The organism is Xanthomonas indica (genome assembly GCF_040529045.1).
GTDB lineage: Bacteria > Pseudomonadota > Gammaproteobacteria > Xanthomonadales > Xanthomonadaceae > Xanthomonas_A > Xanthomonas_A indica.
Genome location: NZ_CP131914.1, coordinates 2,600,029 through 2,615,431 on the forward strand (window position 1 = coordinate 2,600,029; position 15,403 = coordinate 2,615,431).

Annotated in this window: 11 protein-coding genes; 9 read left to right on the forward strand and 2 right to left on the reverse strand. The window is 67.5% G+C overall.

What is annotated here, in order from left to right; all coding sequences use genetic code 11:
• Positions 1-12: 12 nt before the first annotated feature.
• Positions 13-954, reverse strand: a complete 942-nt coding sequence (locus Q7W82_RS11255) for a ScpA family protein (protein WP_010342676.1) — start codon at positions 952-954, stop codon at positions 13-15.
• Between the two features lie 373 nt (positions 955-1,327).
• Here Q7W82_RS11255 and Q7W82_RS11260 point away from each other — a divergent pair, with 373 nt between their 5' ends.
• From Q7W82_RS11260 to Q7W82_RS11300, 9 genes are all read left to right on the forward strand, one after another.
• Entirely contained in the window at positions 1,328-1,627 is a 300-nt protein-coding gene (locus Q7W82_RS11260; RefSeq protein WP_242159834.1) for a YciI family protein, read from the forward strand.
• The gene (locus tag Q7W82_RS11265; protein ID WP_160947358.1) at positions 1,624-1,908 is read left to right on the forward strand and encodes a BolA family protein; all 285 of its coding nucleotides are present in this window, start codon (positions 1,624-1,626) and stop codon (positions 1,906-1,908) included. Before Q7W82_RS11260 ends, Q7W82_RS11265 begins: the two co-directional genes overlap by 4 nt.
• Before the next feature lie 265 nt (positions 1,909-2,173).
• On the forward strand, positions 2,174-3,187 hold the full coding sequence (locus tag Q7W82_RS11270) for a LacI family DNA-binding transcriptional regulator (protein ID WP_242159945.1): 1,014 nt from the start codon (positions 2,174-2,176) through the stop codon (positions 3,185-3,187).
• 105 nt (positions 3,188-3,292) lie between these two features.
• Positions 3,293-6,265 (forward strand): TonB-dependent receptor, encoded by a 2,973-nt coding sequence (locus Q7W82_RS11275; protein ID WP_242159835.1) that lies wholly within the window; start codon positions 3,293-3,295, stop codon positions 6,263-6,265.
• 93 nt (positions 6,266-6,358) lie between these two features.
• Entirely contained in the window at positions 6,359-7,981 is a 1,623-nt protein-coding gene (locus tag Q7W82_RS11280) for a glucoamylase family protein (protein WP_242159836.1), read from the forward strand.
• Between the two features lie 11 nt (positions 7,982-7,992).
• The gene (locus Q7W82_RS11285) at positions 7,993-9,288 is read left to right on the forward strand and encodes a sugar ABC transporter substrate-binding protein (RefSeq protein WP_160947362.1); all 1,296 of its coding nucleotides are present in this window, start codon (positions 7,993-7,995) and stop codon (positions 9,286-9,288) included.
• The gene (locus Q7W82_RS11290) at positions 9,285-10,166 is read left to right on the forward strand and encodes a sugar ABC transporter permease (protein ID WP_160947363.1); all 882 of its coding nucleotides are present in this window, start codon (positions 9,285-9,287) and stop codon (positions 10,164-10,166) included. Before Q7W82_RS11285 ends, Q7W82_RS11290 begins: the two co-directional genes overlap by 4 nt.
• The gene (locus Q7W82_RS11295) at positions 10,163-10,999 is read left to right on the forward strand and encodes a carbohydrate ABC transporter permease (RefSeq protein ID WP_242159837.1); all 837 of its coding nucleotides are present in this window, start codon (positions 10,163-10,165) and stop codon (positions 10,997-10,999) included. Before Q7W82_RS11290 ends, Q7W82_RS11295 begins: the two co-directional genes overlap by 4 nt.
• 434 nt (positions 11,000-11,433) lie before the next feature.
• Positions 11,434-14,550 (forward strand): discoidin domain-containing protein, encoded by a 3,117-nt coding sequence (locus Q7W82_RS11300; protein WP_242159946.1) that lies wholly within the window; start codon positions 11,434-11,436, stop codon positions 14,548-14,550.
• 154 nt (positions 14,551-14,704) lie between these two features.
• Here Q7W82_RS11300 and Q7W82_RS11305 read toward each other — a convergent pair whose 3' ends face one another.
• The gene (locus Q7W82_RS11305) at positions 14,705-15,358 is read right to left on the reverse strand and encodes a bifunctional 4-hydroxy-2-oxoglutarate aldolase/2-dehydro-3-deoxy-phosphogluconate aldolase (RefSeq protein ID WP_242159838.1); all 654 of its coding nucleotides are present in this window, start codon (positions 15,356-15,358) and stop codon (positions 14,705-14,707) included.
• Positions 15,359-15,403 lie beyond the last annotated feature (45 nt).

Genomic DNA, 15,403 nt, shown 5'->3' on the forward strand with positions numbered 1-15,403 from the left:
GTTCTCGGGGACTCAGGTGGTGGCGTCGGCGGCGTCGCTGTCGTCGAACTCGCTGTTGAACTGCAGCGGCGCGTTGGTGTTGCCCAGCGCCAGCGACTTGACGTAGATCGGTGGCATCGGCGGCCGCTCGGTGGCCTCGGCGGGGACGTGCGCCAGCGGCTCCTGGACGATGTCCAGCAACTGCTCCTTGGCCAGTTCCAGCAGCGCCAGGAAGGTGACCAGCACGCCGAGCTTGCCTTCCTCGGCACTGAACAGCGATTCGAAACGGTGGAACTTGCCGTCATCCAGACGGCCCAGCACGTCGCCCATGCGCTGGCGCACGCTCAGCGCCTCGCGCTTGATGGCGTGGCCGCTGAACAGTTCGGCGCGCTTGAGCACGTCGTACAGCGCCAGCAGCATTTCCTTCAGCTCCACCGGCGGCGGCAGCTTGACCGCGGCCCGGTCCGGCACGTGGGCGTGCACCGGGGTGGTGTCGCGGTCCTGCCGCGGCAGCGCGTCGATGTCCTCGGCCGCCTGCTTGAAGCGTTCGTACTCCTGCAAGCGGCGGACCAGTTCGGCACGCGGGTCCACTTCCTCGCCGTCTTCGGCCGGCGGCCGCGGCAGCAGCATCCGCGACTTGATCTCGGCCAGGATCGCGGCCATCACCAGGTACTCGGCCGCCAGTTCGAAGCGCAGCTCCTGCATCACGTTGATGTAGTCCACGTACTGCCGGGTGATCTCGGCGACGGGGATGTCCAGGATGTCCAGGTTCTGCCGGCGGATCAGGTACAGCAGCAGGTCCAGCGGGCCTTCGAACGCGTCCAGGATGACTTCCAGCGCGTCCGGCGGGATGTACAGATCCTGCGGGATCTGCAGCACCGGCTGCCCATGCACGACCGCCAGCGGCATTTCCTGCTGCTGTGGCGGAGTCGTCTGGGTTGGCGGGTTCGCGTCGAGCGCGAGTTCGGAGGTCATCGGTTGGACATCGGTGTTGCGGTAGCGAAGGGCCGGGCAGGCGCGACCCGGCGCGGCTCCTTGCCGGCAGTGCTGCGGTTCAATGGCGCGTCGTCCCCGCAACGCGCTCGGTACTTCAACAAGACACACGACGCACGCCACGCGTGTCGTGGCGGCGGGAACTGCAGAGGAGGACGTCTGCGCGGGCGGTGTCAGGCAGCGAATCGGTCGTCGGAAGGGGCTTGGGGTCGCCGATCACCGACGGGCCGCTGCATCCGGCCGCGTGCAATGGGACCAAGGGTAATGCGCCGGCGGGGTCGGTGTCCAGCGCCGCCGCACCGGGGCAGGTCCTACAATGGCACGTCTCTGAGGATGGAACGAGGGCGGATACGCGATGTGGTACGTGATCGAGGGGTACGACGTGGCCGATGCGCTGCCGCGGCGGGCGGCGGCGCGGCCGGCGCATCTGCAGCGGCTGACCCAGCTGCAGGAGGCCGGACGGCTGCTGCTGGCCGGGCCGTGCCCGGCGATCGACGCCGAGGATCCGGGCCCGGCCGGCTTCAGCGGCAGCCTGGTGGTGGCCGCGTTCGACTCGCTGGCCGAGGCGCGGGCCTGGGCCGAGGCCGATCCCTATGTGGAGGCCGGTGTCTACGCGCGGGTCGAGGTACGGCCGTTCCGCAAGGTGCTGCCGTGAGCCAGGTCGGCGCCGAGCGGGTGGCGCGGATCCGTGCCGCGCTGGAGGCGGCGTTCGCGCCGCAGGCACTGGAGGTCGAGGACGACAGCCACCGTCATGCCGGCCATGCCGGCGCGCGCGACGGCCGTGGACATTTCAATGTAAGGGTGGTCAGCGCGGCCTTTGCCGGGATGGCGCCGCTGGCCCGGCACCGTGCCGTCTACGCGGCGCTGGGCGAGATGATGCAGACCGACATCCATGCGCTGTCGATCCGCGCCGAGGTGCCGGGCGCCGCCCGCTGACGCGTTGCGGCGAAGGTGACACGTTGCGGCGAAGGGGTGCCGCAGGTCCAACACAGGTCCAAATAGGAGTGTGGATCCCGCGGAAAAGCGGAATCTGCACCTGGATTATGTTGCGTTGCGGCACGATTCCGACCGGTTTCGCATTATTCAAGTGACTGAAAAAGAAGACTTTTATTGGAAAAATAACAAAGGGCTTCTGCCTTGCGCTGAAAACGATTACAGTCCGCGCCAGTTTCTCAAGGTCTCTGCCGCGGAGGGCGGCACGATGGCGAAGAGCGCGGTCACCATCAAAGACGTCGCACGCGAGGCCCGGGTTTCCGTGGCCACCGTGTCGCGTGCGCTCAATGGCCACGAAAACGTGGCCGCGCCAGTGCGCACTCTCGTCCTGGAAGTGGCCGAGCGCCTGCGCTACAGCCCGCATGCGGCGGCGCGCAGCCTCAGCAGCCGCCGCACCCAGACCCTGGGCGTGGTGCTGCCCGACCTGTACGGCGAATTCTTCTCCGAACTGATCCGCGGCATCGACGGCGCCGCCCGCGCGCGCCGCCAGCACCTGCTGGTGTCCAGTTACCACGGCGACCCGGAAGAGCAGGGACGGGCGCTGCGCGCGATGCGCGGCCGCGTCGACGGCCTGCTGGTGCTGTCGCCGTATGCCGAGCGCCCGGGCTTCCTCACCGACAACCTGCCGCAGGCGCTGCCGACGGTGTTGATCAACACCCATCTGCCGGGCACCGAGTACCCGGTGTTGAGCATCGACGACCATGCCGGTGCGGTGGCGATGACCGAGCACCTGCTGGCGATGGGGCATCGCCGCATCGCCTTCATCGGCGGCCCGGAACTGAACTTCGACGCGCGCGAACGCCTGCGCGGTTTCCGCGACACCATCGCGCGTCATCCCGGGCAGGCGCACGGCCAGGAGTTTCCGGGCGACTTCGACGAAGCCTCCGGCTATCGCGCGGGGCAGGCGATGCTGCAGGCCGGCACGCTGCCCGATGCGGTGTTCGCCGCCAACGACATGACCGCGCTCGGCTGCCTCTACGCCTTTACCCAGAGCGGTGTGCGCGTGCCCCACGACATCGCGTTGGCCGGCTTCGACGACATTCCGCTGGCGCGTTTCGTTCACCCGTCTCTCACCACCATGCGCGTCAGCATCGCCGGGCTTGGTGAGCAGGCGATGCATCGCCTACTGCACCTGATCGATCGTCCCGACGCGGACGATGGACGGCGGCAGACCCTGGTTCCTACGTTGGTCGTGCGCGATTCCAGCACGGCCCGTTCCTGATGCGACGCGGTGGTTCGCGCCGCATCGCTTGTTCCACTTCGTTTGATCGAAGCACCACGCACCACCCATAACGAGCATCACGTCTTCCTGGAGGGAAAACCCCACATGCAACACACCCCGCATTCCGCCCGGCCCACGCGCAAGCTGTTGAGCTGCGCCCTCGCCAGTTGCCTGCTGCTGGGCGCCGCGCCGGCATTCGCGCAAAGCACCGGCGCCACCATTCGCGGACAGGTCAAGGTCGATTCGGCGCCGGCTGCGTCCGCGCAGGTCACCGCCACCAACCTCGCCACCGGTCTGAGCCGCAGCGTGCAGACCAGCAACGGCACCTATTCGGTCGGCGGCCTGCCGCCGGGTTCCTACCGCATCGACGTCACCGCCGACGGCAAGACCACTTCGCAGAACGTCACCGTGCAGGTCGGCCAGACCGCGACCCTGGACCTGGGCGTGGGCGGCGAAGCGGCCACCGCCAACGGGCAGGGCGCGACCACGCTCGACGCGGTGCAGGTGCAGGCGCCGCCGGTGCTGGTGGAAACCCGCACCTCGGAGAACGCCACCTACATCTCCAACGTGCAGATCGAGAAGCTGCCGCAGGCCACGCGCAACTTCCTCGAGCTGGCCGACAGCGTGCCGAGCGTGCAGTTCCAGCGCGACGCCAAGGGCAACACCACGGTGCGCTCCGGCGCGACCTCGGCCAACGGCACCAACGTCTACATCGACGGCATCAGCCAGAAGAACTACGTGCTGACCGGCGGCGTCAGCGGCCAGGATTCCAGCCGCGGCAATCCGTTCCCGCAGTCGGCGATCGGCGAGTACAAGGTCATCACCTCCAACTACAAGGCCGAGTTCGACCAGGTCAGCAGTGCGGCGATCGTGGCCTCGACCAAGTCCGGCACCAACGATTTCCACGGCAGCTTCTTCTGGGATACGACCAACGACGACTGGCGCGCCGAAAGCCCGCTGGAGCGCAAGGCCGGCCAGCGCGACGACTTCTCCGAGACCCAGTACGGCGCCACCTTCAGCGGCCCGATCCTCAAGGACCGCGCGCACTTCTTCGTGGCCTACGAGGCCAAGGAGTACACCACGCCCAACACGGTCATCCCCGGCGGCATCTATGCCGACCGCGTCGACCAGTTGCCGGCGCAGTTGCAGCCGCTGGTCGCCACCTACAGCACGCCGTTCAAGGAAGACCTGTACTTCGGCAAGATCGACTGGACCCTGGGCGACAACAACCTGTTCGAGCTGACCGGCAAGTACCGCAAGGAAGACGAACTGTCGGACATCGGCGACACCACCACCTACCAGCACGGCAGCACCAACGGCCAGAAGGAAAAGCGCGCCAACCTGCGCTGGCAGTACAGCGGCGAGGCGTTCCTCAACGATCTGAACCTGAGCTACGAGAGCGCGTTCTGGACCCAGACCCCGCTCACCGACGGCAGCGGCTACGTGTTGTCCTACGTGCCGCAGGCCGGCAACGAGACCACCATCCTCAGCGCCGGTGCCGGCAGCAGCTTCCAGAACAAGGGCCAGAAGGGCTGGACCCTGCAGGATGACCTGACTCTCAACAGCCTCGACTGGCACGGCAGCCACACCATCAAGATGGGTGTGAAGTACAAGGACATCCAGCTCGATTCGACCCAGATCAATCCGGCCAATCCGCAGTACTACTACAACATCCTCAGCGATGTCGGCACGCCGTACCGGGTGCGCTTCGGCGACACCGGCGACGGCGGTTCGGTGCAGTCGCAGAACAAGCAGTACGGCATCTACCTGCAGGACGACTGGGAGGTCAACGAGCACCTGACCCTGAACCTGGGCGTACGCTACGACTACGAGAAGACCCCCTCGTTCCTCGACTTCGTCACCCCGGCCGACGTCGCCAGCGCGCTGCTGAACTGGCGCAACCTGGACAACGCCAACTACGACATCACCAACTACATCAGCACCGGCAACAACCGCAAGGCGTTCAAGGATGCCTGGCAGCCGCGCCTGGGCTTCTCCTACGACCTGTTCGGCGACCAGGCGCACGTGATCTACGGCGGCGCCGGCCGTGCCTACGACCGCAACCTGTTCGACTACCTGGCGCTGGAGCAGCTGAACAACAACTTCCGCTCCTACAGCTACTACTTCAGCAGCGCCAACACGCCGTGCCTCGGCCAGCCGTGCGTGGCATGGAATCCGAGTTATGCGACCCAGGCCGGCCTGGACGGGCTGGCCGCCTCCACCACCGCCGGCACCGGCGGCGGCCGCGAGGTCTACCTGATCGACAACAACATCAAGGTGCCGTACTCGGACCAGTTCAGCCTGGGCATGCGCAACATGGTGCATTTCTGGGGCAACGACTGGTACACGGACGTGACCCTGAGCCGCATCGTCAGCGAGGACGGCTTCGTGTTCCTGCGCGGCAACCGTCGTGCCGACGGTTCGTTCTTCCTGCCAGGCACCACCTCCGGCGTGCCCACCGACTCGCCCAATGGCTACAGCGCGATCGTGCTCGGCACCAACGGCCTGAAGACGCGCAACAACCAGCTGGCGCTGAAGCTGGACAAGCCCTACGACAAGGAGTCCGGCTGGGGTCTGACCGTGGCCTACACCTTCTCCGATGCCAAGGAGAACCGTCAGTACGGCGAGCACTACGCGCTGGACCAGCCGTCGATGGCCGGCTACGGCTGGCGTGAGGCCGGTGGCATCCCGAAGAACCGCCTGGTGGTCACCGGCATCTACGACCTGCCGTACGACATCACCCTGTCGGCCAAGCTGTCGCTGGCCAGCCAGACCCCGCGCTACGGCACCGACTGCCTGGCGGGCAACGACCAGTGCTATATCATCCAGTACAAGCCGGATGCGACGCTGGGCTACAAGGAGTTCAGCCTGGCGGCGAACAAGGAATGGGATACCGGCTCGGGCATCAAGTTCAACGTCCGCGCCGATGTCATCAACCTGTTCAACTGGACCAACTACGCGGACTACAACACCGATACCGGCACCTATGCCGACCTGAACACGGCGTTCGGCACGCCGAACGGCGTGCTCGCCTCGCCGATGCGGACGTTCAAGCTGTCGTTTGGCTTGAACTGGTAAGCAAGGTCGCCGCGGCTCCCCAGGAGGGGGGCCGCGGCGATGCGGAAGTGGGGTATTTTTTGCGTGCGTGTAAACGATTTCACGGGGGGCACGATGAAGAAGCAGCGCAGTTTCATCAGGTTTTCGTTGATGCTGATGGCAGCAGGGGTGCTGCTGACGGCCTGCAAGAAGACCGAGGAGCCGAAGGCGGTGGAGAAGAAGCCGGTCAAGGTCATCCTGGTCGAGGCCGAACTGCCGCCGAAACTGCTGAAGCCGGAGCTGCCGCCCCTGTTCGAGGACATCGAACGCCGCACCTTCCAGTTCTTCTGGGACACCACCAACGAGCAGAACGGCATGGCGGTGGACCGCTATCCGTCGCGGCCGTTCGCGTCGATCGCGTCGGTCGGCTTCGCGCTCACCGTCTATCCCATCGGTTACGAGAACGGCTGGATCAGCCGTGAGCAGGCCGTGCAACGCACCCTGACCACGCTGCGCTTCCTGCGCGACGTGCCGGTCGGCCCGCAGCGCACCGGGCGCGCCGGCTACAAGGGCTTCTACTACCACTTCCTGGACATGCAAAAAGGGTTGCGCTACGACCAGTGGGTGGAGCTGTCCAGCGTGGACACCGCGCTGCTGATGATGGGCGTGCTGTTCGCCCAGTCCTACTACGAAGGCGACACGCCCGACGAGAAGGAGATCCGCCAGATCGCCGATACGCTGTACCGGCGCGTGGACTGGCCGTGGATGCAGCAGCGCAAGCCGCTGATCTCGATGGGCTGGTATCCCGAGCGCGGCTTCATCCAGCACGACTGGATGGGCTACAACGAAGGCATGATGGTGTACCTGCTGGCGCTGGGCTCGCCGACCCATCCGGTGGAACCGGACGCGTGGCAGGAGTGGACCCGTACCTACAACAAGGACTGGGGCGTGTACTACGGCCAGGAGTACCTGGCGTTCGGCCCGCTGTTCGCGCACCAGTACAACCACGTCTGGATCGATTTCCGCGACATCCAGGACCAGTACATGCGCGAGCATGGCATCGACTATTTCCTCAACAGCCGCCGCGCCACCCTGGCGCAGCGCGAGTACGCCATCGACAACCCGATGAAGTGGAAGGAGTACGGCGAGAACGTGTGGGGCCTGACCGCCAGCGACGGTCCGCAGAACACCACCCAGGAGTACCGCGGCGAGCAGCGCCAGTTCTTCCACTACCGCACCCGCGGTGCCGGCCTGTTCGAGGCGTTCGACGACGGCACCATCGCACCGACCGCGGCGGTCTCCTCGATCGTGTTCGCGCCGGAGGTGGTGATTCCGGCGACCCAGGAAATGCACAAGCGCTTCGGCGACTTCCTGTATTCGAGCTACGGCTTCCTGGATTCGTTCAATCCCAGCTTCAACTACGATATCCCGCTCAAGACCGGCCGCATGATCCCCAACCGCGGCTGGGTGGCCAGCGACTACATCGGCATCGACCAAGGCGCGATCGTCACCATGATCGCCAATTACCGCAATGAGTTCGTCTGGAACGTGATGAAGAAGAACAAGTACATCCGCACCGGGCTGGAGCGCGCCGGCTTCACCGGCGGCTGGCTGACCCCGGAAGGCGAGACGCAGCCGCTGCCCAAGAAGGACGAGCAGGCGGCCAATGCGCGTGCGCTGGGCATCGCCGAGTCGCGCGCCGCCGCCGCCGAGGCGCAGTCCACCCCTCCACAGCGCCAGCCGCAGCAACCGGAATGAGCACAGCACGCATGATCGGTCGTTGGGTTTCGCTGGGTTTGGTTGTATTGGCGGTGTGCGGCTGCGCACGCGCGCCGCAGGGCGAGGTGGTGCGGTTCTGGGCAATGGGCCGCGAGGCCGAGGTAGTGGCCGAGCTGATCCCGGAGTTCGAGAAGGAGAACCCGGGCATCCACGTGGACATCCAGAACATCCCCTGGACTGCCGCGCACGAGAAGCTGCTCACCGCCTTCGCCGCCGACGGGCTGCCGGACGTGTGCCAGCTGGGCAACACCTGGATCCCGGAGTTCGCCGAGCTGGGCACGCTGCAGCCGCTGCAGCCCTACGTCGACCGCTCCAAGGTAGTCGACCCGAAGGACTACTTCCCCGGCATCTGGGACACCAGCGTCATCGACGGCCAGCTCTACGGCATCCCCTGGTACGTGGACACGCGTCTGCTGTTCTACCGCAAGGACATGCTGCGCGACGCCGGGGTGACCAAGCTGCCGCAGACCTGGGCCGAGTGGGAGCAGGCGATGGCGGCGGTGAAGAAGCACGTGGGCCCGAAGCGCTACGCGATCCTGATGCCGCTCAACGAGTTCGAGCAGCAGCTGTCGCTGGGCCTGCAGCTGCCCGATCCGCTGCTGCGCGACCACAACAACTACGGCAACTTCGAAAGCCCCGGCTTCCGCAAGGCGCTGGCGTTCTACGCCAACATGTTCGACCAGGGCTGGGCGCCGAAGATGTCGGAGACGCAGATCTCCAACGTCTGGGACGAGTTCTTCAACGGCTTCTACGCTTTCTACATCTCCGGCCCGTGGAACATCCGCGAGTTCCGCAAGGTGCAGCCGCCGGCGCTGAAGGACCAGTGGGGCACCATGCCGCTGCCCGGCCCGGATGGCCCCGGCGCCGGCATCGCCGGCGGCACCAGCCTGGTGATCTTCCGCAAGTCCGAGCACAAGGACGCGGCGTGGAAGCTGATCGAGTTCCTGTCGCGGCCGCAGATCCAGGCGCGTTTCCACGCGCTGATCGGCGACATGCCGCCGCGGCGCAGCACCTGGGCGTATCCGTCGCTGGCCGACGATCCGTTGGCGCATGCGTTCCGCGATCAGCTGGAGCGGGTCAAGCCGGCACCGAAGGTGTTGGAGTGGGAGCGCATCGTGCAGGAGATGCGGCTGGCCACCGAGCGGGTGGTGCGCGGCGGTGAGCCGCAGGAGAAGGCAATGCGGGAACTGGACAAGCGGGTCGACGAGATCCTGGAGAAACGCCGCTGGATCCATCAGCAGCACCGCGAGGCCACGGCGGCGCCGGCCGCGGGAGCCACGCCATGAAGCGCGGTTCCCTGATCGGCTGGCTGTTCGCCGGCCCGGCGCTGATCGTGATCGGCGTGTTCTTCGGCCTGCCGGTGCTGTCGGCGCTGGCGCTGAGCGTCACCGACTTCGACCTGTATGCGCTGGCCGACCGCCACAACCTGCGCTTCGTCGGCTTCGGCAACTACATCGAGTTGCTGCAGACGCCGATGTTCTGGAAGTCGCTGTGGAACACCACCTACTTCGTGATCGTCGGCGTGCCGCTGTCCATCGGCGCCTCGCTGGGCGCGGCGCTGCTGCTGAACGCGCCGGTGGCCCGCTTCAAGGCGCTGTTCCGCACTGCGTTGTTCGCGCCGGTGGTGACCACGCTGGTGGCGGTGGCGGTGATCTGGCGCTACCTGTTCCACACCAGCTACGGCCTGGTCAACTACGGCCTGGCGCACCTGGGCATCGGCCCGATCGACTGGCTCGGCGATCCGCACTGGGCGATGCCGACCATCATGCTGTTCGCGGTGTGGAAGAACTTCGGCTACAACATGGTGATCTTCCTCGCCGGCCTGCAGGCCATCCCGCAGGACCTGTACGAGGCCGCGCGCATCGACGGCGCCTCCAAGTGGCGGCAGTTCCTGCACATCACCCTGCCGATGCTGGGGCCGGTGCTGCTGGTGGTCGGGGTGATTACCGTGTCCGGCTACTTCCAGTTGTTCGCCGAGCCCTACGTGATGACCCGTGGCGATCCCCTGCAGAGCACGGTGAGCGTGCTGTATTACATGTTCGAGGAAGGCTTCAAGTGGTGGAACCTCGGCCGCGCCTCGGCGGTGGCGTTCCTGCTGTTCCTGATCATCCTGGGAGTGACGACAGTGATGCTGCGCTTCGGCCGCAAGAGGGACCTGGTATGAGCCGGGAGATCGGCGCCTCGCGCTGGAACACGCTGCTGGTCAACGGCGGGCTGCTGCTGCTCGCCGTGGTCAGCCTGGCGCCGCTGTTGTGGATGGTGTCGGTGTCGTTCATGCCGGCCGGGCAGGCCAGTCGCTTCCCGCCGCCGATGCTGCCCACCGGCGCCACCCTGGCCAACTACGGCGAGCTGTTCTCGCGCACCGGCATGGCGCGCAATTTCGCCAACAGCCTGCTGGTGTCGTGCGCGATCACCTTCGGCTCGCTGCTGATCAACACCATGGCCGGTTACGCCTTCGCCAAGCTGCGCTTCGTCGGCAAGGAGCGGATCTTCCAGATCCTGCTGGCGGCGCTGGTGATTCCGGCGCAGGTGGCGATGCTGCCGCTGTTCCTGCTGATGAAGCAATTGCACCTGGTCAACAGCTTCGGCGGGGTGGTCGTGCCGGCGCTGGCGACGGTGTTCGGTATCTTCCTGGTGCGCCAGTACGCGCGTTCGATCCCGGACGAACTGCTCGAGGCCGCCCGCATCGACGGCGCCGGCGAGCTGCGGATCTTCTTCCAGATCGTGCTGCCGATGCTCAAGCCGGTGCTGGTCACGCTGACCATCTTCACCTTCATGGCCGCGTGGAACGACTTCATGTGGCCGCTGATCGTGCTGACCGACCAGGAGCACTACACCTTGCCGGTGGCGCTGGCGGCGCTGTCGCGCGAGCACATCATGGACGTGGAGATGATGATGGCCGGCGCGGTGGTCACGGTGATCCCGGTGCTGGCCCTGTTCCTGGCCCTGCAGCGCTACTACATCCAGGGCCTGCTGCTCGGCAGCGTGAAGGGGTGAGGCGCAACGCTTGCGCGCCACTGGCGCGCGTTGCGCGGAACGACCGGCCATGGATGGCCGGGCCGGGTCGTCCGGAGCCGATCAGTTGCGCCAGGGATGGCATGGGAAAGAGGCGAGTGCGGCGACGCGCTTGCGAGCCACTGGCTCGCGCGTTGCCGAACGTCCGGCCATGGATGGCTGGGCCGGACGTTCTGGTGTGGGGCAGGTGCGTCATGGACGGCAGCATGGATGCGTATCATCGGGCGCCGTAAGCGCACACCGCGCCGCACGCGCGGCCTTGGGCGCGCGCCTGTAGGCGCGGCTTCAGCCGCGACGGCAGGACGGGACACTCCATCGGGGCCGATGCCCCTCCGACAGAAGCAGACACGACGACAGCAACGGGGAAGGCGATGAGGGACGGGATGGCGATGACGTGCGCACGCGCGATGCTGGCGATGCTGGGACTGGCGGCCGCCCATGCCGTCGCCGCGCCGCCGACCTCCACGGTGACGCTGGACAGCTTCAACGATCTGGACAAATGGCAGATCGTCGTTTCCAACCAGGTCACCGCCTCGACCCGGCTGGTCCAGGCACCCAGCGGCGGCCGCGCCAAGGCACTGTGCCTGGACTACGACTTCAACGGCGTGTCCGGCTATGCCGGGATCCGCCGCAGCGTGCCGATCGAGTATCCGGACAACTACCAGTTCGCGTTCCAGCTTCGCGGCGATTCGCCGAGCAACGACCTGCAGTTCAAGCTGGTCGACGCCAGCGGCGACAACGTGTGGTGGGTCAACCGGCCGCGCTACGCGTTCCCTGCGCAGTGGAGCACGGTCACCTTCAAGAAGCGGCAGATCGACAAGGCCTGGGGCCCGAGCCCCGAGAAGGAGCTGACCCGCAGCGCGCAGATCGAGTTCACCATCTACAACCAGGTCGGCGGCGCCGGCACGGTGTGCTTCGACCAACTGACCCTGACCCCGTTGCCGCCGCAGGACACCTCGCCGCTGACGGTCAAGGTCAGCGCCGATACCGCGCCGGCGCTGCAGCAGCGCATCGCCGACGGCAAGCCGGACACGGTCTGGTACAGCGGCAACGCCAAGACCCAGACGGTGATGCTGGACCTGGGCAAGGTGCGCGAGTTCGGCGGCGCCAAGGTGCAGTGGGCGCCGGGCGTGTACGCCTCGCGCTATACCGTGCAGGGCTCGGCCGACGGGCGCAGCTGGCGCGAGCTGCGCGCGGTGACCGCCGGCAACGGCGGCACCGACTGGCTGGCGTTGCCGGAGACCGAGGCGCGCTACGTGCGCTTCGACCTGCAGGACGGCCCCAGCTTCCGCTACGGCATCGCCGACATCGCACTGCAGCCGCTGGCCTTCGCCGCGACCCAGAACGACTTCATCAAGTCGGTGGCGGCGCAGTCTGCCCGCGGCTGGTTCCCGCGCGGCTTCAGCGGCGAGCAGCCGTACTGGACCATCGTCGGCCTGGACGGCGGCCGCGAGCAGGGCCTGGTCGGCGAGGATGGCGCGATCGAGGTGGGCAAGGGCGGCTTCAGCATCGAACCGTTCCTGCTGCTGGACGGCAAGCGCCTGAGCTGGGCCGACGTCAAGGCCGCGCAGAGCCTGCAGGACGACTATCTGCCGATTCCCAGCGTGGACTGGACCCACGACAACGCCGCGCTGCGCGTCACCGCCTTCGTGCAGGGCGAGCCGGAGCAGGCGCAACTGGTGGCGCGCTACCGGCTCAGCAACCCCAGCAAGCAGCCGCACGACTACACCCTGGCGCTGGCGGTGCGTCCGTTCCAGGTCAATCCGCCCAGCCAGTTCCTCAACACCGTCGGCGGGGTCAGCCCGATCCGCTCGCTCGCCTTCGCCGGCACGCAGGTGCAGGTCAACGGCCAGCCGCGGGTGTTCGCCGTGCAGAAGCCCGATGCCGCCTACGCCAGCGCGTTCGACGCCGGCATGGACATCGAACGGCTCGGCACCGATACCGGCGGCCTGCCGCAGCAGGCGCAGGATCCGGACGGGCTGGCGTCCGGGGCGCTGCTGTACCGCGGGCGCCTGGCCCCGGGCGAGGTGCGCGAAGTGGCGCTGGTGATCCCGCAGACCGGCAACGCCGCGCTGCCGGCGGGCTTCGATGCCGCACGCGCGCAGCAGCAGGTCGCCGCGCAGTGGCACGAGAAGCTGGACCGCGTGCAGTTGCATGTGCCGGCGCAGGGCAAGGCGGTCACCGACACGCTGCGCACCGCGCTGGCGCACATGTTGATCTCGCGCATCGGGCCGCGCCTGCGGCCGGGCACGCGCTCGTACTCGCGCAGCTGGATCCGCGACGGCGCGATGATCTCCGAAGGCCTGCTGCGGCTGGGCCGCGCCGACGTGGTCCGCGAGTACGTGGCGTGGTACGCGCCGTACCAGTTCGCCAACGGCATGGTGCCGTGCTGCGTGGACGATCGCGGCAGCGACCCGGTGCCGGAGAACGACAGCCACGGCGAGCTGATCTACAGCGTCGCCGACTACTACCGCTACACCGGCGACCGCGCCTTCCTCGAGCAGATGTGGCCGCACGTCCTCGGCGCCTACACCTACATGGAACAGCTGCGGCTGAGCGAGCGCACCGACGAGAATCGTGCGCGCAATGCGGCCTTCTACGGGATGATGCCGGTGTCGATCAGCCACGAGGGCTACTCGGCCAAGCCGATGCACTCGTACTGGGACAACTTCTGGGCGCTGCGCGGCTACAAGGACGCGGTGAGCATCGCCGCCGAACTGGGCCGCGTCGACGACGCCGCGCATTTCGCCGCCTCGCGCGACCAGTTCCGCCAGGACCTGTACGCCTCGCTGGACGCGGCCACCCAGCAGCACCACATCGACTTCCTGCCGGGCTCGGCGGAGCTGGGCGATTTCGATCCGACCTCGACCACGATCGCGCTGGCGCCGGGCGGCGAGCAGGGCCGGCTGCCGCAGGCGCTGCTCGACAACACCTTCGAGCGCTACTGGAGCGAATTCGTCGGCCGCCGCGACGGCACCCGCGAGTGGAAGGACTACACCCCCTACGAGTGGCGCAACGTGTCCGCGTTCGTGCGCCTGGGCTGGCGCGAGCGCGCCTGGGAGGCGACCGCGTTCTTCTTCAAGGACCGCGCCCCGCAGCCCTGGAACCAGTGGGCCGAGGTGGTCTCGCGCACGCCGCGCAAGCCGTTCTTCCTGGGCGACCTGCCGCATGCCTGGGTCGCCTCGGACTTCGTGCGCTCGGTGCTGGACATGTTCGCCTACGCCCGCGACGTCGACGACAGCCTGGTGCTGGCCGCCGGCATCCCGGCCGACTGGCTCGACGGCAAGGGCGTGGCGATCGAACAGTTGCGCACCCCGCAGGGGCCGCTGAGCTACCAGCTGCGGCGGCAGAAGAACCGGCTGCTGCTGAACATCCCCGAGGGCCTGCGCATGCCCAGCGGCGGCCTGGTGCTGCCGTGGCCGTACCCGGGCGAACCGGGCCGCACGCTGGTCAACGGCGAAGCGGCGCAGTGGGAACACGGCGAACTGCGTATCCATGTGTTGCCGGCGGATGTGCAGATTGAGGTGCGTTGAGGCCGGGAATAGGAAGTGGGGAATCGGGAATCGCAACAGTAAAAGAAAAGCGCCGGCATGCCGGCGCTTTTGCTTTCTGGAGTATTGAGTTGTGAGAGCCGAGGTTCTGGCTTTAACGATTCCCTATTCCCCAATCCCCATTCCCGGCTAGGCGCTACCGCGCCGCCGCCACGATCGCGGCCGCCTTCGCCGAGCTCTCGCGCACCTTGTCCCAGGCGCCGTCGGCAAGCCAGTCCTTGGGCACCATCCACGAGCCGCCGATGCAGACCACGTTGGGCTGCGCCAGGTACTCGGCGGCGGTGTTTTCGCCGATGCCGCCGGTGGGGCACAGCTTGAGCTCGGCCAGGGGGCCGGCCAGGCCCTTGAGCATCGCCAGGCCGCCGACGGCGGAGGCGGGGAACAGCTTGCACACGCGGAAGCCGCGCTCCATCAGCGCCAGCAGCTCGCTCGGGGTGGCCGCGCCCGGCACCACCGGCAGCGGCGCCTGCGCCAGGGCGTCGGCCAGGGTCGGGGTGGTGCCGGGGGTGACGATGAAGTCGGCGCCGGCGTCGATCGACTGCTGCAGCTGGGTGGCGTTGAGCACGGTGCCGGCGCCGATCACGATGTCCGGCAGCTCGCGCTTGAGCATCGCCAGCGCCTCCATCGCCACCGGCGTGCGCAGGGTCAACTCGATCGCCGGCAGGCCGCCTTCGAGCAGCGCGGCCGACACGCGGCGCGCCTCCTCCAGGGTGTGGACGGTGACGACGGGCAGGATGCCGGCTGCGCGCAGCAGCTGCTCGGCCTTGGTCTGGTGTTCGGCGATGGTCATGACGGTCTCGGTTGCGAGGGGGAGGCCCCGGCCGCGACCGGCCAG